This window comes from Moraxella sp. CTOTU47579 (assembly GCF_032004885.1).
Taxonomy (GTDB): domain Bacteria; phylum Pseudomonadota; class Gammaproteobacteria; order Pseudomonadales; family Moraxellaceae; genus Faucicola; species Faucicola tetraodonis.
The window spans coordinates 86,011-110,898 of the sequence record NZ_DALZOJ010000001.1 but is presented as its reverse complement, the minus strand read 5'-3'; the positions used below and the strand labels follow the sequence as shown (position 1 = coordinate 110,898).

At 45.3% G+C, this 24,888-nt stretch carries 23 protein-coding genes; 11 read left to right on the top strand and 12 right to left on the bottom strand.

Annotation, left to right across the window (positions count from 1 at the left end):
- Nucleotides 1-138 precede the first annotated feature (138 nt).
- Entirely contained in the window at nucleotides 139-894 is a 756-nt protein-coding gene (locus RTP55_RS00485; RefSeq protein ID WP_312383379.1) for an IclR family transcriptional regulator, read from the top strand.
- Between the two features lie 103 nt (nucleotides 895-997).
- Here RTP55_RS00485 and RTP55_RS00480 read toward each other — a convergent pair whose 3' ends face one another.
- From RTP55_RS00480 to RTP55_RS00445, 8 genes are all read right to left on the bottom strand, one after another.
- Nucleotides 998-1,813 (bottom strand): Cof-type HAD-IIB family hydrolase, encoded by an 816-nt coding sequence (locus RTP55_RS00480; RefSeq protein ID WP_312383377.1) that lies wholly within the window; start codon nucleotides 1,811-1,813, stop codon nucleotides 998-1,000.
- Nucleotides 1,814-1,935: 122 nt separating this feature from the next.
- On the bottom strand, nucleotides 1,936-2,862 hold the full coding sequence (mmsB, locus tag RTP55_RS00475; RefSeq protein ID WP_312383375.1) for a 3-hydroxyisobutyrate dehydrogenase: 927 nt from the start codon (nucleotides 2,860-2,862) through the stop codon (nucleotides 1,936-1,938).
- Nucleotides 2,863-2,896: 34 nt separating this feature from the next.
- Nucleotides 2,897-4,579, bottom strand: coding sequence for a 3-hydroxyisobutyryl-CoA hydrolase (locus tag RTP55_RS00470; RefSeq protein ID WP_312383374.1), 1,683 nt, complete (start codon nucleotides 4,577-4,579; stop codon nucleotides 2,897-2,899).
- A 15-nt stretch (nucleotides 4,580-4,594) separates the two neighbouring features.
- Entirely contained in the window at nucleotides 4,595-5,371 is a 777-nt protein-coding gene (locus tag RTP55_RS00465) for an enoyl-CoA hydratase (RefSeq protein ID WP_312383373.1), read from the bottom strand.
- Between the two features lie 29 nt (nucleotides 5,372-5,400).
- Nucleotides 5,401-6,561, bottom strand: coding sequence for an acyl-CoA dehydrogenase family protein (locus RTP55_RS00460; RefSeq protein ID WP_312383371.1), 1,161 nt, complete (start codon nucleotides 6,559-6,561; stop codon nucleotides 5,401-5,403).
- 169 nt (nucleotides 6,562-6,730) lie between these two features.
- Nucleotides 6,731-8,224 (bottom strand): CoA-acylating methylmalonate-semialdehyde dehydrogenase, encoded by a 1,494-nt coding sequence (locus tag RTP55_RS00455; protein WP_203171773.1) that lies wholly within the window; start codon nucleotides 8,222-8,224, stop codon nucleotides 6,731-6,733.
- Nucleotides 8,225-8,330: 106 nt separating this feature from the next.
- A complete protein-coding gene (locus tag RTP55_RS00450; protein WP_312383370.1) occupies nucleotides 8,331-8,939 on the bottom strand; it encodes a LuxR C-terminal-related transcriptional regulator in 609 nt (202 codons plus the stop codon).
- Between the two features lie 64 nt (nucleotides 8,940-9,003).
- A complete protein-coding gene (locus RTP55_RS00445) occupies nucleotides 9,004-10,986 on the bottom strand; it encodes a propionate--CoA ligase (RefSeq protein WP_312383368.1) in 1,983 nt (660 codons plus the stop codon).
- Between the two features lie 306 nt (nucleotides 10,987-11,292).
- Between RTP55_RS00445 and ppc the strand changes: the two genes are divergently transcribed.
- Nucleotides 11,293-14,148, top strand: a complete 2,856-nt coding sequence (gene ppc / locus RTP55_RS00440; RefSeq protein ID WP_312383366.1) for a phosphoenolpyruvate carboxylase — start codon at nucleotides 11,293-11,295, stop codon at nucleotides 14,146-14,148.
- Nucleotides 14,149-14,255: 107 nt separating this feature from the next.
- On the opposite strand, the gene RTP55_RS00435 is transcribed toward ppc, so the two are convergent.
- On the bottom strand, nucleotides 14,256-14,681 hold the full coding sequence (locus RTP55_RS00435; RefSeq protein ID WP_312383364.1) for a hypothetical protein: 426 nt from the start codon (nucleotides 14,679-14,681) through the stop codon (nucleotides 14,256-14,258).
- Nucleotides 14,682-14,826: 145 nt separating this feature from the next.
- Between RTP55_RS00435 and RTP55_RS00430 the strand changes: the two genes are divergently transcribed.
- Nucleotides 14,827-15,318 carry a hypothetical protein gene (locus tag RTP55_RS00430; RefSeq protein ID WP_312383363.1) on the top strand — a complete coding sequence of 164 codons (492 nt, stop codon included), beginning with the start codon at nucleotides 14,827-14,829 and terminating at the stop codon, nucleotides 15,316-15,318.
- Between the two features lie 68 nt (nucleotides 15,319-15,386).
- Here the strand turns inward: RTP55_RS00430 and RTP55_RS00425 are convergent, their stop codons facing one another.
- Nucleotides 15,387-15,779 (bottom strand): hypothetical protein, encoded by a 393-nt coding sequence (locus RTP55_RS00425; RefSeq protein WP_099833839.1) that lies wholly within the window; start codon nucleotides 15,777-15,779, stop codon nucleotides 15,387-15,389.
- 269 nt (nucleotides 15,780-16,048) lie between these two features.
- Between RTP55_RS00425 and RTP55_RS00420 the strand changes: the two genes are divergently transcribed.
- The 8 genes from RTP55_RS00420 to gspM all read left to right on the top strand — a co-directional run bounded on the left by RTP55_RS00420 (nucleotide 16,049) and on the right by gspM (nucleotide 22,975).
- Complete coding sequence (locus tag RTP55_RS00420) at nucleotides 16,049-16,747, top strand: alpha/beta hydrolase (protein ID WP_203171768.1); 699 nt, start codon at nucleotides 16,049-16,051, stop codon at nucleotides 16,745-16,747.
- A 187-nt stretch (nucleotides 16,748-16,934) separates the two neighbouring features.
- Complete coding sequence (gene zapE / locus RTP55_RS00415; protein ID WP_203171767.1) at nucleotides 16,935-18,059, top strand: cell division protein ZapE; 1,125 nt, start codon at nucleotides 16,935-16,937, stop codon at nucleotides 18,057-18,059.
- Nucleotides 18,060-18,103: 44 nt separating this feature from the next.
- On the top strand, nucleotides 18,104-18,757 hold the full coding sequence (locus tag RTP55_RS00410; RefSeq protein WP_312383359.1) for an FMN-binding negative transcriptional regulator: 654 nt from the start codon (nucleotides 18,104-18,106) through the stop codon (nucleotides 18,755-18,757).
- A gap of 2 nt (nucleotides 18,758-18,759) precedes the next feature.
- Nucleotides 18,760-19,332, top strand: coding sequence for a nitroreductase family protein (locus RTP55_RS00405; protein WP_312383357.1), 573 nt, complete (start codon nucleotides 18,760-18,762; stop codon nucleotides 19,330-19,332).
- A gap of 88 nt (nucleotides 19,333-19,420) precedes the next feature.
- Nucleotides 19,421-20,629 (top strand): NAD(P)H-dependent glycerol-3-phosphate dehydrogenase, encoded by a 1,209-nt coding sequence (locus RTP55_RS00400; RefSeq protein ID WP_312383355.1) that lies wholly within the window; start codon nucleotides 19,421-19,423, stop codon nucleotides 20,627-20,629.
- Between the two features lie 33 nt (nucleotides 20,630-20,662).
- On the top strand, nucleotides 20,663-21,115 hold the full coding sequence (gene sixA / locus RTP55_RS00395; protein ID WP_203171763.1) for a phosphohistidine phosphatase SixA: 453 nt from the start codon (nucleotides 20,663-20,665) through the stop codon (nucleotides 21,113-21,115).
- A gap of 36 nt (nucleotides 21,116-21,151) precedes the next feature.
- Nucleotides 21,152-22,462, top strand: coding sequence for a type II secretion system protein GspL (gspL, locus tag RTP55_RS00390; RefSeq protein ID WP_312383353.1), 1,311 nt, complete (start codon nucleotides 21,152-21,154; stop codon nucleotides 22,460-22,462).
- A gap of 21 nt (nucleotides 22,463-22,483) precedes the next feature.
- Complete coding sequence (gspM, locus tag RTP55_RS00385) at nucleotides 22,484-22,975, top strand: type II secretion system protein GspM (protein WP_312383351.1); 492 nt, start codon at nucleotides 22,484-22,486, stop codon at nucleotides 22,973-22,975.
- Between the two features lie 84 nt (nucleotides 22,976-23,059).
- Here gspM and RTP55_RS00380 read toward each other — a convergent pair whose 3' ends face one another.
- Nucleotides 23,060-23,740 (bottom strand): DUF2057 family protein, encoded by a 681-nt coding sequence (locus RTP55_RS00380; protein WP_312383350.1) that lies wholly within the window; start codon nucleotides 23,738-23,740, stop codon nucleotides 23,060-23,062.
- A 77-nt stretch (nucleotides 23,741-23,817) separates the two neighbouring features.
- A complete protein-coding gene (locus RTP55_RS00375; protein ID WP_224053752.1) occupies nucleotides 23,818-24,603 on the bottom strand; it encodes a DnaA ATPase domain-containing protein in 786 nt (261 codons plus the stop codon).
- Nucleotides 24,604-24,888: the final 285 nt, after the last annotated feature.

Sequence of the window (24,888 nt, the reverse complement as noted above, 5' to 3'; positions counted from 1 at the left end):
CCGCAAATAGCAGGTGAAGTTTAAAAAAAATTTGGTATAATCAAAAAACCTTGCACTTTAATCACTGCCAACTTTGCAAAATATTTTTTTCAATTTCTTCTGGCGACGTGCTGACCCTAGACTTAAAAAGACAATATAATGGCTCGAGTTTCTTCTATTACCCGTGTTTTAAAAATCATCGAAGCCGTGTCTGCGGCACAGCGTCCTTTATCTCCGCTGGATTTGTCTGAGATTTTGGATATTCCAAAACCGACCATGCACCGGCTGATACAGCAGCTGCAAGAGGAAGGCTTTGTGCGGGTCGATATCAATGGTACGATTGTGCCTGCGTCGCGTACGCGGCATATGGCGATTCATCTTTGGCAAAGCCAGCAAGTGGCGATTCAGCGATTTGCGATTTTGCAAAGACTGGTGGATAAAATCGGTGAAACCTGTGGCATGGCGGTACCCTATTACGTCAACATGGTATATACCGACCGCGTACCTTGTCCTTCTGCCTTACAAGTGTATATGCCTACTGATTCGCAAGCACCCATTTGGTGTACGGCGGCTGGTAAAATCTACCTCAGTACGCTCACAAAAGACGATAGGGTAACGCTACTAAAAAATTTATCGTTAACCGCTATCACCCCTGCCACGATTACCGATAGGGATGCGCTCAATCAAAGCCTTGAACAGGTAGCCAAGCAGCGCTATGCAATTTCTGATGAAGAATATATTGCCGAAGCGGTTTCAATTGCTGTGGCAATCAATGACACCCAAGGTCGTTACATTGGTTCACTGTATACAACCGCACCTAAAACGCGCAAATCCCTTGAGGACTTGATTGGGTTTGTACCTGATATGCAAAAAGCTGCCGATGATATTCGTGATGCGTTTTTTGGGGAAATTTAAATGTTATCCTTGGAATTTTTGACAAGGCAAAGTTAAAACGCTTAAAGCGATTTTATTGATGAATTGTATATAACATGGCGGGGCTTAATCATTTGATGGCTCATCAATGTGGTAACAAACCCAAATGTTGTAAGCCTTGATAGATACCATCTTCCCACGCAGCTGGACATACATAGTCAGCCGCTGCTTTCACATCGGGATGAGCATTCCCCATCGCCACGCCAAAGCCGACTGTCTGTAGCATTTCGATATCATTCACCCCATCGCCGAATGCCATCGCATCTTCAAAATACAGTCCCAGTTTATTGAGTGCCTGCGCAATGCCGCGGGCCTTCGAACCTGTCGCATCTAGAATATCGATACCGTTTTTGTGCCAGCGCATGATTTTTAAAGTTGCGGGGAATTCAAAATTTACCTGCGTGTTGTCAGGATGAAATGCCACGACTTGATAAATAGGTATCGACAAATCAATGTCATCATGACGGGCAGTACGGTAAGCTATTTTAAGTGAATTCAAAGCTTCTGACAGCGCATCATCTTCCGCTAACGCGATAATTTCCGTATCTGTCATGTAGGCATAGGATAAATTGTTTGATTCAACATAATCGGTAATCAGTTTAATTTGCGCAGTGGTCATCGGATAATGCGCTAACAATTCACCTTGGTGGTGACTGCATTGACCGTTGATGGTGACCAGCACATCGATACCCACAGTTTCAATGAGCTCATACACAGCTTTGGGGAACACCGCACGACCCCGACCCGTGGCGATAGCGACCATAATGCCTTGCTGCTTTAATTGTTTGAGTGCCTCAATCGCGGATTGCGGCACTCTTTCTTGCTGCTTGATGTACAACGTATCATCAATATCAAAAAAGACAATTTTTGGTTTTTTGGGGCGTGCTATTGGATTAAACATAATAAAACTAATGCGATAAATTGGGATTGACGCTAATTCTACCCTATTTTTGCGTTAACTTTTGAATTAACGACCCTAAAAAAGCCAGAAAAAAATCCTAGCTTTTTGCTGAATGCCAAAACTTATTGCAGAACGTTCGCATCATAATGCGCCATAATGCTTGAGAAATCCTTATCTCCATGCTGCTCACTATGTTTGGTGTAAAGCGCCGTCGCTTGGTCTGCCATTGGTGTCACCACCTTGGTATCATTGGCTGTTTGTTTGGCAAGGTTCATGTCTTTGAGCATGAGTTTACTCATAAATCCACCCGTGTAACCACGGCTTGATGGCATGGCATCGCCAACATCGGGATGCGGATTACACACTTCCAGCGCCCAGTTACGACCGGTGCTGGCTGACAAAATACTGGCTAAGACTTTTGGGTCTAATCCGTTTTTGGCGCCCAGATTCATGGCTTCGGCTGTCCCTGTCATAATCACGCCAAGCAGCATGTTATTACAGATTTTGGCGACTTGACCTGCACCGACCTCGCCAGCGTGAAAGATATTTTTTCCCATCACTTCTAGCACGGGTTTGACTTGCTCAAATTGCTCAGCTTGCCCGCCCACGATAAAGCTAAGTGTCCCTGCTGCTGCCCCTGCCGTACCGCCTGATACGGGCGCATCCATAAACTGAATGCCTTTATCTGCCGCAGCTTCGGCAACTTCACGCGCATCACTCGCTGCGATGGTACTACTATCGACCAGCAAGGTATCTTTACTCACCACATCGAGCAAGCCTTTATTACCGTCTTTACCCAGATACACATCTTTGACATGTTGACCTGCAGGTAACATGGTGATGACCATATCCACCTCTTTGCTTGCGTCCACAGGTGAAGTCGCCACGTTTGCCCCTTGTTTGGCAAGGTCGTCTAGCACGGCGGTGTTTAGGTCAAATACGTTGAGGGCAAAGCCATTTTTGATAAGATTTTCTGCCATCGGTTTGCCCATGTTACCAAGCCCGATAAAGGCAATTTTTTTAATGGCTGTTTGTTGATTATTTGGCATATACATTCCTTGTATGTTGTGGTGTTTGTAAACTTTATACAGCAAGTTTGGCTAATTTTGCTGAGAGTGAATCGCTACCCAACCAAGCCTCAAATGGATGTTCGCTGTTGGGAAAAGCTGACGCAAGATGTGACTGGATATAGCGGGCATCACATTCATCAAGGGTTTTACACCATTTTGGCGATTTGTCTTTATCAATCAGTAAGGCGCGTACACCCTCACGAAAATCGGGGTAATTGACACAATGTAGCGACGCATTCATCTCCATATATAGCACTTGCTCAAGCGATAATTTGCTGGCATGTTTAAACATCTCAACCGTCAATGCTGCGCTGACGGGACAACCGTGCTGATAAGTTTCGACCGCTTTGGCGAGCCATTTATCCGCTTCGCCGTTGACTTTGGTGAAGTTGTCATCGCGCAACGCTGCATCTATATCATGCACTGAGCCTTTGTTTACTATTGCTTGGATAGTATTAAAATGCTTCATCAAATGACTGACTGCTAAATGCTCGGTATGATGAATTTTGGCTAAGGCATGGCTTGCGATATCATGTAAACTGTAGTCAGCTTGCCAATTGGCTTGTTTTAGCGCGTCAATCACTTTGTGGTATTCGCTACTTGCCACGGCATATTCAGCAAGGCTAGAGAAAATCGCATCGTTGGCATTGCAGTTCGCCCCTGTCAAGCCCAAAAACAGCCCAATTTTGGCAGGCATACGCGCCAAAAACCACGAACCTGTGGCATCAGGGTATAAGCCGATGGTAATCTCTGGCATGGCAAAACGGGTGGTTTCGGTGACGATACGATGGCTACACATCGCCATCAAGCCCATACCACCGCCCATGACAATACCGTTACCCCACAAGATAATGGGTTTTGGGTAAAAGTGCATTTGCCGGTATAGGCTATATTCGTTTTCGAAGAATTCAACCCCGTACGGATTGGGCTGCTGCATAGGCACTTGGGGCGGAGTGTCGATCATGCTGTCGTACAGTTTGCGGATATTGCCCCCTGCACAGAACGCCTTGTCGCCACTGCCTTTGAGCAAAATGGCGACGATGTTGTCATCGGTTGCCCATTTGGCGAGCTGATTTGCCATCAGTTTGCACATATCGACGCTTAGGGCGTTTAGGGCTTTCGGGTCATTCAATGTCATCGTGCCGATGTGGTGACCACAGTGGGTGGCGATGGTGTCAAATAAGACAGGGCTTTCTATGTTTTGCATTGTTTCTCCTTTACTATTTTCTAAATATTGGCAATGAATCAGCATAATCTTATTTTGGTGAAATTCTCGCTCTTGCATCGCAAAAGGCACAAATCCAAGCCGATGGTAAAAACGTAATGCCCCTGTATTGTGGTTAAACACCGATACGTGTGGCGTTACTTGCTTGTCTTGGCAAATCGCCATCATATACTGCATCAACTGCTCGCCAATTTGCTGATTACGGCACTCATCATGCACGATGACATTGCCAATATAGGCGGTCTTATCTGTTACATTGTACATATTGGCATAGCCAATGATTATTTGGCTATCTTTATCAATGGCAACGGTATTAAACTCACGGGTTTGGGCAATGTTTGCTACCTGCTCAGCCGTCCACGGAAAATGACTTTTTGGTGAAATCACATATAATTCATCGGCATCCGTCACCAATTTTGCGACTTTGTCAAAATCAAGGGGTTGGGCTTCACGAAAAACAACTTTCACCATATAATCACCTTACGATTATTTCCACTCTGGACTGCGTTTTTCAAGGAACGCATTGACGCCTTCTTTTTGGTTGTCGCCATCAAATAACTTGATAAATAACTCACGTTCCTTTATCCAGTTAAAACTTGGTGGTTGATAACGTGCCGACATAATCAAGGTTTTACTCGACGCAATCGCATCGGGGGATTGCTTCGCCACTTTTTGAGCCAGTTCTAAAGCCGTTTGTAACCCTTTGCCACTTTCCACGACTTCTTCCACCAAACCAATTTGCAGCGCCTTATCTGACTTAATACGCTCACCGCATAAAATCATACGTTTTGCCCAGCCTTCACCCACCAGCCACGGCAAGTTTTGCGTGCCGCCTGCACATGGCAATAAGCCAACAGATAGCTCAGGGAGTGCCATTTGGGCATGGCTCTCGGCAATGCGGATATCGCACGCCAATGCACACTCAAGACCACCACCCATCGCATAGCCGTTGATACAGGCAATCGACACGCCACGGAAATCCGATAACGCTTCAAACGCTTCTCCAAATGCCATCGCCATCTCCGCGGCTTGACCTTTGTCACCACTGGCAAAACTGTTTAAATCCGCCCCTGCGGAAAAAAACTTTTCGCCATCGCCATGCACCACCAAAGCGGTGACTTGTTTGTTGGCATTTAAGTCGCTAATGAGCTGCTTTAAACTGGCTAAGCTGTCCTTTGTCCAAGTGTGGGCAGGCGGATTATTGAGCGTCAAAACCGCAACGTGATTGTCGATTGTTAATTTTAAATTGGTGTAATTTGACATGGTAAATTCCTTTTAGAATGCCTTTAAATTCATTGCAATCTTGCCAACGCCCCATCTTCCATCATTTTGCGAGACACAATCATCCGCATCACTTCATTGGTGCCTTCTAGGATTTGATGCACGCGCAAATCGCGCACATGACGCTCTAGGGGATATTCTTGTAGATAACCGTAGCCCCCGTGTAGCTGTAGCGCTTGGTTGGCGATATCAAAACTCAAATCCGTGGCAAAGCGTTTTGCCATCGCACAATACGCCGTGGCATCAGGCGATTTGCTATCCAAATGATACGCCGCCAATCGCACCATCTGCCGAGCCGATACCAAATGGGTGAGCATATCGGCAAGTTTAAACTGCACATTTTGGAATTGGTCGAGGGTTTTACCAAACTGGCTACGCTCCTGTACATACTGCACGGCACGGTCAAGGGCAGCTTGAGCCGTACCCACCGCGCAAGTGGCGATATTGATACGCCCACCATCCAAGCCTTTCATGGCAAAGGTAAAGCCCTGTCCTTCTTCACCCAGTAGATTTTCGGCAGGGACTTTGACATCGGTAAAATGCACTGCCGCGGTCGGTTGGTTTTTCCAACCCATTTTATGTTCATTTTTGCCATAGCTGATGCCATCGCTGTTGGCATCGACGATAAAGGCAGACACGCCTTTTGCCCCATTGTCCGAGGTGCGCGCCATCACCACAAGCACATCGGTCGCCCCTGCCCCAGAGATAAACATTTTTTGCCCAGTAATGTGGTAATAGTCGCCTTGTTTGACCGCTTTGGTTTTTAATGAACCCGCATCTGAGCCAGCATTGGGCTCTGTCAAACAGTAGCTACCCAATTTTTCGCCCGCTAATAATTCAGACAAGTATTTTTCGGCAACCTCAGGTTTGGCAAACTCGCCAATCATCCAAGCGACCATGTTGTGAATGGTCATGAATGCGGCGGTTGACGTATCGCCATACGCCAGTTTTTCAAAGATAATTGCCGCATCAAGGCGCGGCAAGCCCAGTCCGCCAAAATCAGGGTTGGTGTAAAGCCCCATAAAGCCCAGTTCACCTGCGGCTTTGAACACCTCTTTGGGAAAATAGCCTGTGGCATCCCATTCGGCAGCGTTGGGGGCAAGCGATTTGGCGGCAAATTGGGCAGCCAAATCGGCAAAGGCTTGTTGATCTTCGGTAAGGGAAAAATTCATGGTAAATTCCTTTTTATGGCTAAATTACATCCATGCCATCAGTCGTTGCCAAGCGTTGCTTTAACTTAATGCAAAATCGCGACGCTTGGCTATATTGGCTATAACGTTTTTAACCTGATAGCCCAATTCAATGAGTCTTAATCACGAAATATTAATTGTTAGCGTCTATTTATTTTAATGAAATGGTAGTGTTCACCCCTTTACTGGCTTCATCATCAAACCAACGGGCGGTGACGGTTTTGGTTTGGGTATAAAACTGTACAGCTTGTTTGCCATACGGTCCTAAGTCACCCAGTTTACTGGCGCGAGAACCGGTGAATGAAAACATCGGTAGTGGCACAGGAATGGGTAAATTAATACCGACTTGACCCACATCAATATCTTGTTGGAATTTATGCGCTGCCGCACCTGATTGGGTAAAGATAGCCGTGCCATTACCATTTGGATTGGCATTGATGATGGCAATGGCCTCATCTAGGCTATCGGCGTACATGATGTCAAGCACTGGTCCAAAGATTTCTTCTTTGTAGCAAGTCATGTCAGTGGTGACGTTATCTAAAATAGTCGGTCCGACAAAGTTACCGTTTTCAAAGCCTTCCACCTTGATACCACGACCATCGAGCAGGACTTGTGCGCCTTCATCCGCGCCTGCTTGGATTAAGCGCTCAACACGCGCTTTGGCCGCTTTTGAAATAACAGGTCCTAAGTCTTTGTCATCTTTACCGGCTGCCACCACCAATTTTTTGGCACGCTCCACGATGTCACCCACCCAGTTTTTGGCTTCCCCGACCAAAATAACTACCGACAATGCCATACAGCGCTGACCTGCGGCACCAAATGCTGCACCGGCTAGTTGGTTTAGGCATTGTTCTTTATTGGCATCGGGTAGGATTACTGCGTGGTTTTTAGCCCCCATCATACATTGCACGCGTTTACCTGCTTGACTGGCTCGGTTATAGACGTGTGTGCCGACGGCAGTAGAACCCACAAATGAGATGGCTTTGATATCTGGGTGGTCACAAATGGCATCAACGGTGTCTTTGCCGCCATGCACCACATTGAGTACGCCTTTTGGGATTCCCGCTTCGAGCGCCAGCTCTACCAAGCGCATGGTGACCATCGGGTTTTGTTCTGATGGTTTTAATACGAAGGTGTTACCGGTGGCGATTGCCATTGGGAACATCCAAAGTGGAATCATGGCGGGGAAGTTAAACGGGGTGATACCCGCACACACGCCAAGTGGTTGCTGAATATTATACATATCCACGCCAGTTGCCACGTTTTCGATAAATGCGCCTTGTTGCAGGTTGCCAATGCCTGAGGCGTGTTCGACGACTTCAAGACCACGGAACACATCGCCTTTGGCATCGGCTAGGGTTTTGCCTTGTTCTTCGGTGAGCATGGCGGCAAGCTCGTCCATGTTGTCACGAATCAGTTGTTGGTATTTTAAGAAGATGCGCGAGCGGGTGTTGATTGGGGTTTTGCGCCAAGTTTTGAACGCTTCTGCAGCCGCCGCGACGGCTTGGTTGATTTCATCGGGGGTAGTTTGGGGTACTTTGGCAATCACTTGTTGGGTAGCTGGGTTGCTCAGGTCAATCCACTCACTAGTGGTTGATTCGACAAATTCGCCGTTGATGAGTTGTTTTACAGTTTGGGTAGTCATCGTAACAATCCTTGTTTTTACCGTGTTGGGTGTATAGCGTTAGATAGCGTTAAACGCGTTGCAAAACAGTGTGAATGAGTTGGGGGGTAGTGTCAATAATACTTAATTACTTAAGTATTTTTTCTGGAGTAGTTTTGCTAGAGTGGTTTTGCTGGGCGGTTGCCATAGGGTTAATGACAATAATTTTTGAGACTAGCTCACCTTTGCTGCGAGCACCCAGTTTTTTCATTAAGTTGGCTTTATGCACTTCAATGGTTCTGGGGGATAAACCAAGTAACTTACCAATCTCTTTACAGGTATAGCCATTGACCACATACTGCGCGATTTGGGCTTCACGTGCGGTGAGCTGGGATTCGGACAATACTTGCGGTTTTTTTTCAAAATGCCAAATCGCCAGTTTGAAGGGGTCATCTGGGGTTAAGGTGCGTCCGTGGGTGGTTGCCCAAAATATCTTACCTGTTTTGTGACGCATAAAGCGCTCATCGCAGTAATGCCTATTGGCCTGTAATCCCAAACCTGTTAATGCTTCTTTGCCAATTTTTTCAAAATCTTCGACACTGGGAAACAATTTTTGCATCGATTGATTGAGTAGCTCATCGTGCGCATAACCGAACAAATTGGCAAAGGCATCGTTGAGTGCTTTGATACACCGATAGCTTAATACCACTATCGGCGTGGGCGCGTGCCTAAAAGCCAGTAAGGCGTAATTCTCCATGACCATCATCACCCCTGATTTTTAAGCACTAACCATTTATTAACTGACAACTTATTGATTGCCATTAATAATCCGCCATCGCTTGTCTGACCGCCTCAATCGCGGTTGGGTCATCAAGGGTACTCATGTCGCCTGTTTCTTTGCCTTCCGCCAGTGCCTTGATAGAGCGGCGTAAGATTTTGCCTGAACGGGTTTTGGGTAAAGCTTTGGGAAAATAAATAGCCGCAGGTTTAGCAAGGGCGCCCAACTGTCTTGCGACTTCACCCACGATTTGCTGCTCAATGCGGAAACGGTTTTCGGTTTCTGCTACTAAGTCATGATTTTTTAGAATACAAAAGGCAATGGGTAGTTCACCTTTAAGCTCGTCATGGATGCCAACAACCGCTGATTCGGCGACTTCGGGGTGATGACCGATGGTCTCCTCGATTTCCTTGGTACCCAAACGGTGACCTGCCACATTGATGACATCATCGGTTCGCCCTAAAATATAGTAGTAGCCGTATTCATCCATTACCGCATAGTCTGATGTTGCGTATTGTTTGCCATCAAATAATGAAAAATAGCCATTGATAAAACGCTCGTCATTTCGCCAAACAGTGGCCAAACACCCGGGTGGTAAAGGTGCGGTTAACACCAGCATGCCTTTTTCATTGGCTTGGCAGGGTTCGCCTGTGGTTTCATTGATGACTTTGGCGTCAAATCCAAACATCGGATAGCCGGGTGTGCCTTGTTTGTGTGGTTTGTGGTCGGGATTGCCTGCAAATTTTGGGGCATGGCTTAGGATGGGCCAGCCCGACTCAGTTTGCCAATAGTGGTCAATGATTGGCACGCCCATGTGACCTGTTAGCCACTGGGCAGTTGGCTCATCGAGTGGCTCACCTGCCAAGAAGAATGATTTTAGGCTTGAGATATCGTGACGGCTCATCCACATTTCGTCTTGTTTACGTAGCATCCGCACGCCTGTCGGTGCGGTTAACAAAATATTGACTTTATTGGCTTCGACAATTCGCCACCAAATCCCCGGGTTTGGCGTGGTTGGCAAGCCTTCATATATGATACTGGTCATGCCTGTCAGTAACGGGGCATAGATGCTAAACGAGTGACCCACTGCCCAACCGATATCCGAAATCGCCCAAAACGTCTCTCCAGCCTTACCGTTATAGACAAAATCCATCGCAGTGGCAAGGGCTACCGCATGACCGCCTGTATCACGCTGTACGCCTTTGGGTGTGCCTGTCGTGCCCGAGGTATATAATAGATACGATGGCGCATTGGACTCTAGCCAAACACAATCGACTTTGGCATTGTTGTCGGCACTTATCGCCCGCTCGGTGGCATAGTCGATGTCTTGTGGCTCAGCTGTATATGGCATAATGCCACGGTCAATCACCAGCACACGGGTTTTGACTTTGGCTTCTTCGACCGCTTTATTGACCAAGTTTTTATAATTAATGAGCTTGCCGCCGCGCAGCCCTGCATCGACTGTAATCACCATTTTGGCTTCGGCATCATCCATGCGTACAGCGAGATTATGCGAGGCAAATCCGCCAAATACCACCGAGTGAATCGCCCCGATACGCACACAAGCGAGCATGGCATACGCCGCTTCCAAAATCATCGGCATATAGATGACAACACGGTCGCCTTTATCGATGCCATGACGTTTTAGCACATCGGCAAAATAGTTTACTTCTTTGTATAAATCGTTGTAAGTTAAACGGCGTTTGGCATAGTCGGTATACAGTTCAACAGGGTTGCCCAGTGCCTTAAAAGCTTTCTGAATATTGGGGTAATTATCAATCATTTCAGCATTGATTTCGGTAGAGACCCATACAAAAGCATCTTGCTCTGCCCGGTTTTCAAGATGGCGATCGACCATGTTGTAACACAAATTGGTTTCCCCACCGACAAACCATTTGGCAAAGGGCAGCTTACTATCGTCTAGAATTTGGGTAGGTTGTTGATGCCAATAGATTCGTTTGGCTTGCTCGCCCCAGAAGGCTTGTTTATCATTGATGGATTGGTTGTATAAGTCAGAGAAATTCATTGGCTGTCCTTAGCTAGAATCTTAACGGATGGTGAAAGTCGCTTGTAGGTTTGGTTTTTAGAGTTTGGCAAAACATTTCATTGCTTGAATTCATTCCTTGAATCCACTTCATAAATTCAAATGATACGTTTTGTATCGTTTTGAATATAGCAAATAGACTCGCTAACGTCAAGCCTTGCCAAAATAATTTTAACGCTGTTTATATTTCGAATTTTTAACGATGAGTATTTCTTATGGTGATAATAGTTTGTGCTAACATAATTGTCCTGTTACACTTTTTAGACTAAAGCAAATAAGGGAAAAGTCATGAGCCAGACCAACGCCAGCCCAGCTGAAAATGAAAAAAGCCTTTCACCACCTCACGTTTTAGGCCTAGACGCGTTAAACTCGCATCCGTCAAATACGGCACTTGTTGAGCTTATCGACAATGATAAAGACTCTCCTTTGCTAGCGGACACCCAGTTACTTAGCCGCGTACTGATAACAGTCGTTGAGCAGCAAACCTCAGAACCGGTCAAACAAACCATTAATAAACTGTTAAATGGCGAAGACCCCCAGCAGACTATTCAAGCCATTTTGCCAACGCTCAACCATCAACAGCGCAAGAATCTCATTCGGGCTTGTGGCTTATTTGCGCAAGTGTTTAACATCGCCGAAGACATGCACCATGAGCGCCGCCGCCTTGCCCACGAACAAGACGAATCTGCGTCAAAAAGTAGTTTTGCCCATGTGATTGATGAATTAAAAGCCCAAGGGATTGACAGCGATGAGTTGCAAGCACAGCTTGATGATACCTTTATCAGCGCGGTATTGACCGCGCATCCGACCGAGGTGCAGCGTCAAACTATTTTATCACTGCGCCGTCAAATCCGTGCCTTACTTGAGCAATACCACACCGCGATTGGCTACCAACGTCATCGTATTGAGCAGCAACTAGAAGCCACGTTATTGTCGCAGTGGCAAACCAATGAAACCCGCCATTTTAAAATTACTGTCAAAGATGAAATCGACAATGGCATTGCCTATTTTGATTTAAGTTTTTTTGAAGCCCTGCCAAGTTTGTATCGCAAATTAGATTATCAGTTAAAAGAGCGTTTCCCCGATACTGACATGCCAAACTTACTTAATATCGGTGGTTGGATTGGTGGCGACCGTGACGGCAATCCATTCGTGTCAGCCGATACCCTTCGCTATGCGTTCAAACGCCAAGCGGCAACGGTGTTTTACTTTTATCGTGACCAACTGGGCAAGCTATACCAAGAGTTGCCGCTGTCTATCCGCCATGTCAAAGTGAGTGATGCGGTGCTGGCATTGTCCGAGCAATCCAAAGAAGATAATATCTCCAGAGAAGAAGAGCCTTATCGCCGCGCCATCGGGTTTATCTCGTCACGTTTAGTCGCTACCTCGCATACGTTTGATTTGTGTTACGGTTGTCGCTTTGGGCTTAGTGAGCCCTACGCTGATTGTGACGAGTTTTTAGATGATTTGTATGTCGTTTATCAGTCATTGGTCGACAATGGCAGTGAGTTACTGGCTAACGAACGACTCACCGATATCATCCGCGCCGTGGAAGTATTTGGTTTTTATTTGATGCCATTGGACTTGCGCCAGTTTTCAGGGATTCATGCCGAAACGGTCCATGATTTGTTCAAACATGCCGATTTAGAAGATTATCTTTCTTTGTCTGAATCCGCACGTCAACGTGTGCTTCTGCGTGAATTGGCAACTGCGCGCCCTTTATACAACCCCTATATCACTTATGAGCCACAAACCCAGCGTGAGCTAGAGATTTTTCAAGCCGCAGCCGATATCAAAAATCGCTTTGGTGACAAAGCGATTACCCAAAGCATTATCTCCAATGCGGAACAAGTGAGTGATTTGTTGGCATTGGCATTGTTATTGAAAGAATCAGGGCTATTATTGGTCAAAGATGGCGTACCCATGAGCCGTATCAACATCGTACCTTTGTTTGAAACCATTGAAGCGCTGCAAAACAGTACCCGCATCATGAGTGAGTTATTGGATAAACCTTGGTACAAATCGGTGCTAGCCAGTCGTGACAATCTACAAGAGATTATGCTCGGTTATTCAGACAGTAACAAAGATGGTGGTTATGTCACCAGTCAATGGTCGCTATACCAAGCTGAAATTCAGCTGGTCGAAATGGCAGAAAAATATGCCATTCAACTGCGTCTATTCCACGGTCGTGGCGGTAGCGTGGGTCGTGGTGGTGGTCCGTCATTTGAAGCGATTTTGGCACAACCAGAAGGCTCAGTGGATGGTCAAATCCGTATTACCGAGCAAGGGGAAGTTATTACCGCAAAATATGCCGATGCGGGCAACGCGGAACGCAACCTTGAGACGCTGATTGCTGCAACGCTAAAAGCGAGCCTATTGCCAAGCCATAGCGAAAGCCCTGATAGCGACCTAATGAATCAATTATCGCATGAAGCCTTTAATTGCTATCGCGCGCTTATCACTCAGCCGTATTTTATTGACTATTTCTTGCAGACAAGTTTGGTCAAAGAAATTGCCAGTTTAAATATTGGCTCACGTCCTGCTAGCCGCAAGTCTTTGGCACGTATTCAAGATTTGCGCGCGATTCCTTGGGTATTTTCTTGGATGCAAAATCGCTTGATGCTGCCAGCGTGGTATGGCTTTGGCACCGCAGTCGAAAAACTGATTGCAGATAACCCAGAAAACTTAGCAAAACTGCAACACAACGCCCAACACAGCGCCTTTATGCAAGCCATGTTATCAAATATGGCACAGGTGATGGCGAAAACCGATATCGAAATCGCCCAAGCCTATGTTGAGCTTGCCAACAATACCACTGAAGCCAACGCTATTTTTGCACTTATTACTGCAGAATATCATCGCAGCCTTAAAGCCTTGTTGACACTCACCAATAAAGAGACGCTACTGGATGACAACCGTACATTGGCACGCTCACTTGCGCTACGCTTGCCGTATTTGAATGCGTTGAACTGGTTGCAAGTGGCATTACTAAAACAACTTCGCGAAGCGACTGCTGATGAAAGGTCTACCACTGAAACCACCACTGAAGCGACTAGCGACAATGAAGCGTCTTATACCGCAGTGCTTAACTTGGTTCATTTAACTATCAATGGTATTGCCCAAGGCTTAAGAAATACCGGTTAGTAAGCGTTCAACATAGCCTTAACTTACCTTTTTAAAAAAATCGCTGGTTGTGTACTGGCGATTTTTTTATTGACGTTTTTTATTGGCGATTGTTTTATTGATGACAATTAACCCAAATAAAGCTTATCAAAATCCAAATGGTGCACCCATTCTCGTAGTAGCAATACCTTGGCATAAAACGCTAGGTCATTGGGCATAGCTGGCAAATCTCGCAGTGAGCGATAGCCCGCTAGCACTGCAAAAGCTTTTTCTAGCATCTCAGCGCGAATATAGTCGCCATTGTTATCTTGCTCAAACGCGAGTAAGCGTAAATCCTCTGCCCCTATCACCTTTAATAATTCATCTTTGGGCAAGCTGGGTTTTAGCGGTGAAATAGCATCTTCTATGCGCATAATCGCCGTTTCCCATGCCAATTCAGTGGGTGGCAATGCGTGCAATGTCTCTGCAATTACTTTTAGCGTAAGCCCAATGTCCCATAGGTTATCTTGCAACCTTACACTGATGTGGTCAGCATTGACTGTTAACACTAACATAGCACGCCCTTTTGTTATTTTGATTCATTATAATTGGATTATGATTAAATAGCTTGATTGTCATTAAAATGCGCTCGTTTAACCGGTGGATTTGATTTTATAAAAAAAACCCTTATCTAATAACCATATAAATAAGGGGATAGCCATGTCAGAAATTCAATTTAATGCCAATTTAAAAAAAGCCGAAAGCGATGAGCCACTCACTGAGCAGCAATTAGAAGCACTGGCACAAAAACGCGCCTATTTGCAGGAGCAGGCTGAAGACATCATTGCGATTGCACAATTACAAAACAATTCTGCGCTTAACTGTTTACACAAAATCAATGTCTTAGGCGGTACCTCAGAAAAAGCTTACAGAGCGGTAAATACCCGTATCATAACCGACCAAGACCCACATGGCGCTTATCATGCGGTGGCAATGGCACAGTCAACTTCGGATTTGCCCTTTGATGTGCCTACCCTCGTAGATATTGTCATTGAGCAAGGTGAGCCAGCATTACAACTGCGGTTGTTAAAGCTATTTGATAGTCAGCCGATTGCTGCCGAGCCCATTCCAAAAATTCGTGACAGTATCAATCAGTTAGGGGATAAAGCGGTGATTGCACAGCTCAATCAGCATTTGTTAAATCGTCAGTGATACCAAAACAATAAAGGTTAGGAACACTCCTAACCTTTTTTTATTGATAGATGATTTGACTTTGACAATTAGGGGCATCTAAACGTCATGGTATATTCGTAATCATCATCGCGGGCAAGGGTTTTTTTGCTACCAAACACACTGCCAATCATACCTATGGCTTGGTCAGCCGCGCGTCCCATGTTTTCATCCAATACGCCATTATACTGGTAGCTATCGGTCAACACGATGGGCGATTTTCCGCGGCACTGCTCGGTTGCGATATGTAACGCGTTTAATTTGGCGATATTTTTGCTTTTGCCTAACCCAGTGGTTTCTAGGGTGTTGTTCGCGCGCTGTAGCACGGGTAAATTAGTGGGTGTGCTTTGACAAGCAGATAAGCTCACTGCTGCTAATAGCGCGATAGTTGTAATTTTTAATGGGGTGATGTTTAATAAAGACGGTTTGAGAGATGATTTCATGATCTGCAGGCTGTCCCTTTTCAATAGCGGTGTTAAGTTTCTCATCAATTATCAACAATACAGGCAAATTCACCATTTCAATAATAGAATTTGGTTGATGACTTGTATTAGTGTGTGGTAAAAAGTGAGCCATCGCAAGTGGTCTTACAAATCATAAAATCCGCGCAACAATTGGCTAGTTTGTTGATTTTCAAACTAGCTATTTTGGGTGAAATTGGTTAGCATGATGGGTGGTTTTTTTAAAGTTTTTTGCTTAGATTAGGATGATTATGCGCTCACCTGCCCATTCACAATTAACCCATTCGCAATTAATAGATGCCCCTTGCGGTAAGCTTGAAGTTGACGCGCTTTGGCAAGCTGACTCAACGGGCGTTGCCAACCCAAACGCCGCGTCGGTTGAGCGTGTTGCCATTCTTTGTCACCCAAACCCATTGCAAGAAGGCACGATGATGAATAAAGTGGTGACCACCATGTATCGTTTTGCCCGCGACCAAAACATGCATGTGGTACGCTTTAATTTTCGCGGCGTGGGTCAGTCAACGGGCGAGTATGGCAATGTGACAGGTGAAATCGAAGACGCGTTAACCGTGCTGCAATGGATTCATAGCCAAACCGAGGCGCGCAAGCTATGGATTGGCGGATTTTCGTTCGGTGGATTTATCGCCGCTAAGCTTGCCCAGCTTGTCAATGAACAAGGCGCATTTTTGGGAGTCGATGATTTTGACCTCACTGATTTGGCCTTGATTGCCCCTTCTATTGAAAAAAACGACACCTCAGATTTGCTATTGCCCACCGCACAAACCTTTATGATTTATGGCGCGAATGATGAAGTGATTGCGCCAAGCTCGCTACAACAATTTGGGGAAAACTTTGGTATTCAAACGCACATCATTGACGATACAGGGCACTTTTTTCATGGTAAATTAGGGGAATTAAAACAGCTGCTTGAAGCGTTAAGTAGCAAATAACGCAGTTTTTATTTTATCCTAGTTCCTGATTTGTGTTTTTGATTCGGATTTTTGGTGTATTTGACATCATGAGCTATTTGGCACCTTAATGCCGTCTATTTAATCGCATCTATTTATTTAATACCCCTACGTCAAAGCACGTTGAAATGGAATTTTGACAACTTTTTAATTTACGCTGAGAGATAACATGCCCAACTCAAATTTACGACCCCTACAACGCTATGAGCTTGCGCTAAAATCTGGTGACTTTAGCGAAGATGCACAGCAGCGCGCTGCGATGACTTATTTGGACAATGTCTATGAACAAATCATGGACAACCGCGCCAAACAACGTGGGCTATTTAGCTTTTTAAGACGTACTGAGCCGCCCAAAGGGCTGTATATGTGGGGCGGCGTGGGTCGTGGTAAGACTTGGATGATGGATATGTTTTTTGAGTCAGTGCCCGCCGACAACAAAATGCGCCAACACTTTCATCACTTTATGAAACGGGTACACGCCGAGCTCAACAAGCTACAAGGTCAACAAGACCCGCTACAAAAAGTCGCCGATATCATCCATAATGAAGCGGATGTGATTTGTTTTGATGAATTTTTTGTCTCCAATGTCTCCGATGCGATGATTTTGGGTGATTTGTTTACCATGCTATTTAAAAAAGGCATCACCTTGGTTGCCACATCAAATATCGCACCAAATGGCTTGTATAAAAATGGTATTCACCGTGACCGTTTTTTACCTGCCATTGCCGAAGTTGAAAAAAACTGTACGGTTATGAACATTGACAGTGGCATCGACTACCGTCTGCGCGTATTGCAGCAAGCCGAACTTTACGTGTCGCCATTGACCAAAGAAAACATCCACTGGCTTGCCAACCGCTTTACCGCGTTAAGCAACAATCAACACATTATCCAAGACCCCATTCATATCAATGGTCGTGATATCGCCATCAAAGGTCGCACCGAAAACACCTTGTACATTGATTTTCGGGCGTTATGTATGCAGCCGCGCTCAGCCAGCGACTTTATTGAAATCGCCAACGAGTTTAGCACGGTGCTGGTGGATGATGTGCCCATACTCAACGATATTATCGCTGACCCGACAAGGCGCTTTATTTACCTCGTCGATGAGTTTTATGATCGCCGCGTCAAGCTTTTGGTACGCGCAGAACAGCCGATTTTACAACTGTATGATGGGCAAAAATTGGCGTTTGAAATTGAGCGCACGCGCTCACGGCTGTTAGAAATGCAATCAGAAGAATATCTCAAAGCGGAGCATCGTTTGGACGAGATAAAAAAAGAAGATATGACCATTTAAATAATCCAAAGCCTTAATTGTTATGCAGGTGAGTGGCTTTAACGATGTATATTCCCAAAGATTTTTCCCAAACCGATTTTGAAGCAGTTAAAGATTTTATTGCTGGGTCGCCATTAGCAAATATAATGGCATTAAACGGCGATTCGATTGAAATCTGCCCTGTTCCGTTACTTTGGCAAGTAGATGAACAAAATCCGCTTGGCTATTTGATGGGTCATGTGGCAAAAGTAAATCCAATTGTAAAAACTGACGCTAAAAACTGGAAAGTTGTTTTCACCAACCAAGGTCATTATATCAGCCCAAATTGGTATCCTACCAAGGCGATGACCCATAAAGAAGTGCCGACGTGGAATTATCAATCGGTAATTTTTTCGGTGACACCGCAGCTAATCACAGACGCAACTCAAATCAAGCAGATTGTCGCGACGATGACGGATTTTTTTGAACATGAGCTTAAACAAACTAACCCCAGTCATGAGCCTTGGTCTTTAAGTGATGCGCCAAGTGATTATATCAATGCCATGTGCCGCGCGATTGTGGGGGTTAAATTGACCGTTCATAATTTTGAAGCCAAATTTAAACTTAGCCAAAATAAAACTTTGGATAATCAGCAAGGGGTGATTGACGGTTTAACACAACTGCAATCAGCTTCAGCGGATAATATGGCAACGCTAATCAATAACCTCTTTAAGGAATAACAATGACAAATTCAGAAATTTTAGACTTTATCAAATCGCGCCGTTCAATCGGCAATCTTGTCGCCCCTGCCCCCAATCGCGAGCAAGTCGAACAAGCGATTGAAGTGGCGCTATCCGCCCCCGATCACAAGGATTTAAACCCGTACCGTTTTATCGTACTTGAAAACCAAGCGCTCAACACCTTAGGCACGGCGTTAAAAAATGCGGCGATAGCACAAGGTGAAACCGACGAGAAAACCCTCACCAAAGCCGAAAATATGCCGCTGCGTGCGCCGATGATTATCGCGTGTGTGACCGATTTTAAACCTCATGATAAAGTCCCCCATTGGGAACAAGTAGCGGCAAGTAGTTGTACGGTGCAAAATCTCCTGCTTGCCTTGTCGGCACAAGGGTTTGCCACCGTATGGCGCACCGGTCCACTTGCCAATGCGCCTGCAATCAAACAACTGTTTAATGTAACCGCTGATAACCAAGTCATTGCTTTTGTCTATGTTGGCACAGCCGTGTCGACCATCCCGCCGCGTTCTAAGATAGACGTCACACCATTTATTGTTTATGATAATGGCACAAACTAACGGCTAAACTAGCCTTTTTTATATTTTGCTCATGTAAAGGGTGCCCTGTTGTCAGTATTTGCAGGACAAGTGGATTCAAGGATTTTCAATGAAAAAACCCCAGTTAGCAACCAATCTAAGTGAAAATTTAGAAAAGCTGAATGTCAATCGTGAAAAAGCCAGCAAGCTGTTTGCCGACGTCATTGAAAAAGCGGTTAAAAAGTCTAAACCTGACACCCCAGCGGTATTAGAGACAGACTTAGGCAATCAGCTCGCCAACGAGCCTGCGCCCCTCAAAATTGCCGTGTTGGGCGGTGGTAGTTTTGGTACGGCAATGGCAAATTTATCGTCCAAAAATGGCTGCGACGTCACGCTTTGGGTACGCGATAAGCGCAGCGTCAAAGCGATGCAAAAAACCCATATCAACAAAAAATATTTGCCGGACCATAAGCTAGATGAGCGCCTGCAATTTACCCATGATTTGCAAGCAGCCGTCAAAGGCAAAGATTTGATTTTTGTGGCAGTGCCGAGCTCAGCGTTTCGCGAAACCTTACAAAAAATTGCGCCTTTTATTAGCGCTCAAGCCATCGTGTCTTTAACCAAAGGTATGGAAAAAGATACCTTTGCGCTAATGAGTGATGTAATCGCGGATGAATTACCCAATGTGGCTTTTGGCGTGATGAGCGGTCCCAATCTCGCCAAAGAAATCATGAATAATATGCCGTCTGCCACCGTGATTGCCAGCCAATCTGCAGCGCTACGGCTTGCCGTGCAGACAGCACTGCACAGTGCGTTTTTTCGCGTGTTTGCCAGTGATGATTTAATTGGCGTGGAGCTTGGCGGTGCGCTCAAAAATATTTATGCCATCGCCATGGGCATGGCGGCTGCCTATGACATCGGAGAAAACACCAAAGCCATGATTTTAACCCGCGCATTGGCTGAGATGAGCCGATTTGGCGTCCAAGCCGGGGCTAATCCGCTGACCTTTTTGGGGTTGTCGGGCGTGGGTGATTTGTATGCAACTTGCTCATCGACCTTAAGCCGTAACTACCAGATTGGTAATATGCTAGGGCGTGGCATGAGCCTTGACCAAGCCATCAAAAAACTGGGGCAAACCGCGGAAGGCATTAATACTATCCAGCAGGTGAATGAAAAAGCCATGAAAGAGGGTATTTATATGCCGATTACTCATGCCTTGCACGATATTATCTATGAAGACAAAGCGCCGCTTGGGGTTGCGTTAAACTTAATGGAAGCAGGATTTAGAAGTGATGTGGAATTTGTCATGCCGCATCAAGTGCAGCCAACGCATAACTGACAAACATAACTTTAAATATTTTTAGGTAAATATATGCAATTAATTTTAGTTCGTCATGGCGATGCAGGCGCGTATACCCTGCCAGACCATGAAAGAAATTTATCAGCACTGGGTCAAGCCCAAGCTTCACAGACTGCAAAGTGGCTTGCCGAAAACTTTGAGCCCGATCATTTTATCGTCAGTCCTTACAACCGCGCCCAGCAAACCCTTGCGCAAATCCAGCAATTTTTTCCCCATGTGCCTGTGACCACGTATGAGGGCATCACCCCTGATAACGATGCAGACATCGCTGTGGATGCGTTAGGCGAATTGGTTGGCGACTGCATGGTGGTGGTTTGTCATATGAATATCATTGCCAAAATCGCCCATATTCTCACTGATGAACCACTAGAGAGTTTTGCGCTGGCTGAAGCGCGTGTGTATGATATGGGTATATTGGCACCGAGTCTTGCCGCTGAGATAAAACGCTTTGTTCCCACCTGTTAGGTGATTTAATTTGTCAATTTTGTGTAGGACACTTCTGTGATTCATATTTGGTTGCCAACTCAGCATGCTGCCTTACGTTTATGGCAACAAACCACCCAGACTTGGCAAACGGCTGACGATTGGCAAACGCTTGCGACCCTTGCCAATCTGCAAACCACCCAATCAGCCAAGCTGCAAGCCTGTCTCTATTTTCCTAGTGTCAGTTTATTAACAATCCAGCCTACCCTCTCAGCAAGCCAGCTCAACACTTTGGGCGACACCGGCAGGCGCTATTTATTTGAAGATATCAGCATTGGGTCGGTAGAAGATTTACAAGTCAAAATCCAGCCAACCTCAACCAACAGCGAATTCCCCGCGTTATTTGGGCTTCATGCTGCCGATATTCATTCATGGATCAATGCTGCCTCGTTGGCGGGTATTGAGCTAGTCGCTTTACTGCCAGATTTTTTATTGCTGCCGACCATAGATACCAGAATAGATACTAGAGTTGATACTAGCATAAATACGAGCACAAACATGAGGAATGCAGAGACGAGGGCTACGCCTACTACAAGCGCGGTCTACTACCAAGATGCAGATACCCAGCTATTAAAACTGCATACTTATCACGGCATGGCAGTTAGTTTTTTACCGCTGGTACTCACCAAATTACCCATGCTAGAAACGCTATATTTAACGGGTTCTCACGATGAAACCGTTGCCCAGCAATTAACTAGTATGCCTAATTTATCCATTGCATCATCTGAGTTGTTGTCTACCCCAATCAAAGACCCGGTCAGACATTTTTTTAACTTTGCGACAATCAAAGGTAAAACGACGCTTGCGCCTTATGCCAAAGTCATCGCCCTAATCACGGTTTGTGCCCTGCTGACAGCCTTTGTGGTCGATGCACTTCGTTGGTATTATTACAACCAAGCGCAAAAACAAGCCGCAACTTTGCTAGCTCAGCAATATGCCCAGTGGTTCCCCAATGAGCCGCTTAGTAGCAAACTTACGCTGCAGCGACAGTTATCTGGCAAATTAACCACCCAGCAATCAGCCACGCCAAGCGTACTTGAGACATTATCGTCAATACAGCCTGTATTGCAGCAGTACCAACTGACCGCCAAGCAGCTTAATTTTCAAAATAATCACTTACAACTGCAGCTTTTATCATCAAGCGCCGATTCATTAAACAAAGCCGTCAATGACATGGTAAACAAAGGGATAAAAGCCAAGCTAGGGTCTGTGGATGCCGCGATACCCGCTGCAATGTCTTCCAATACTGCCAGTGCGGTTTCCAGTGCAGTGGCGCCAACTTCTGCTGGCAGTGCCCTTGCCATGATAGATATTGAATTGGCAGACTAAACCTACGACTGAGATGAATTTATGAAACCGCACGCCTCACTGAGCCAATCCCTGCAAAAACTAACCACGCCTCTGGGTCATGCCTTTCAAAATTTATCACGTCGTGATCAGATTGCGCTGCTGATATTGGCAATGTTCTTGCTTTTTTTCGTGGTGGGTGTCGGTGGTTGGACGCTGCATAGCAAAGCCAACCAAGCACAAAAAAAATACGATGACACCATGGCAGATGTATTTTGGCTACGCAGTCAAGCAGGCAACATCAATCCCAACCAAACCCAACAAGTCAGTCAAGCCGATGCTATCAAACAAATACTTAGCCAATCAGGTATTGTCAATGCGCAAGTGGTCGAGAATGGCAATACTATCCAAGTTGCTTTTAGTCACCCGCAGGCCAGCGTAATCACCAATATATTTAGTCAGTTCCAACAACAAGGTATTCGCATCCAGCAACTACAAATCAACCAGCCAGCCCTCGATAAACTTGAAGTACAGTCTGTCTTATCTATCAACTAATGGTAAAAGTAAACAGTGGTAAAAGACCATAAAAAACGATGCACTTGGCATCGTTGTTTTGGCGCATGGTGGCGCATTGGGTGATTATTTTTGCACCCACTGACGGATTTTATCACGCTCTGCTGGCGTTGCTCTCAACCATAACTGCATAAATTGATCGAGACTATCCGATGAACTGACCGTGGTCACAACAGCTTGATTGCCAGATTGATTGATTGCGGGAATCGCGCCCCCTGATTGTCCTAAGGCATTGATGGTTTGTTGATTGGCTTCAACCGCTTTTGAGCTACCACTAAACACACCGCCTAACGCATTACCCAATCCACTAAAAATGCTTGAACTACTGCTGGATGTGGCTTGCTGACTTGCAATGATTTGCTTACCTTGTAGCACCGCTAGTGTGGGTTGTTTGACATATTCTTTAGCGGCATTATAGTCTTCTGGTTGACCTAGCATATCCAACACATACGTTTGATTGTCGGCAAGCTCTACTGGAACGCTAATATTGCTTGAACGTAACACATCGTGATTGTCACCGCGCAGCTCGTACAACCGATTGTACTTGGCAGTAATTACATGTTTGCCTGGCTCAAGTTTGTAGGTTTTTTGCGGTTTTGAAAGCAAGCCGTTTTTGACTTCTTGACCATTAATGGCGGTCACCACGGTATTATCAGCAACATTCAAGGTGACCTGGGCAAATGTTTGTGTGGTTGCTAACACGCCCGCAGTCAACGCGGCAGCCGTCCATAAGTACTGTTTATTCATAGGATATCCTGTTGTTTTACATCAAACTGTTAATGGATTCTAACCCATTTATCACGCAATTCCTATGACAAACCCGGTCAAAAATCTAAAAAATTCTCATTTTCTGCAATTTCATCAAAGTCCGCCAATTCAAAATTGAGCGTTAAATTATCAATGATATTCATCGCATCTTGTATTTTGGCTTTGCTCACTTTGTTTAATGGGGTGCGTTCCATGTTAGAAAACAATGGCTGCAATTCGTTTAACACTGCCAACATCGCACCGATGCGGTGTGGACCTTCATTGAGCAAATAGTCAATAATACGTGGGTCAAAGTGCCAATGACGACGGCGTAATACTGATTCCAAAATCAGCTGTCTATCAAGCCTATCACTGCCAGTTGGCAACTGAAAAGTTGCGGCTCGCGCAAGCCTTGATAGCAAATCTCGCAGCTCAAAATTTAACGACTTTACTGGCAACCGACTGGCAAAAATAATTTTATTACCGTATTCTTGCGATAAATTAATCAGATGAAAAACTGCTTCTTGCCACTCAGGATGACCTTGAATTTCATCCATATCATCAAGCGCAATCACTGTGGTATTCTCTAGCGATGACAACACCATGGCATCCATGTTGGCGTTTATCAGCTCACGCAGCGATAGATAAATAACAGATTGGTCGATATCACGAAAGGATTCGCAGATAGCGTTGAGTAGATGGGTTTTACCTGTATCGCGCTCGCCGTATAGATATAGCTGCGTCAATAGCCCTACATGCATTTGGCGCACCACATCGATGATGGATACCCAGCCTGGACCACTAAAGTCACTGATACTCGCGGACTGCTTGATATTTAAGTTTAGACTTAATTGTTCCGACATTCATGCACTCGCAATCGGTAAGATATCGCTTTTTGAAAATAAATCATAAACCACTATAAATATAGTAAATATAGGTCGGCAAACATAGTGCTGCCCAGTTCGCCGCTCTATGCTTAAAAGTTTAAAAGCAAAAAATTCAAGCGTCTAACTAAATTTTGACTATTATAACCTAAATTTATGAAATAGCTACTCACGCGCCTTTTGCCCCGTGTCGGGTTATTTCAAATTTACTTACCTTTCTTATTTACTTTTTAAAACACTCAAGGCAAAAACAGTCAATGCCAT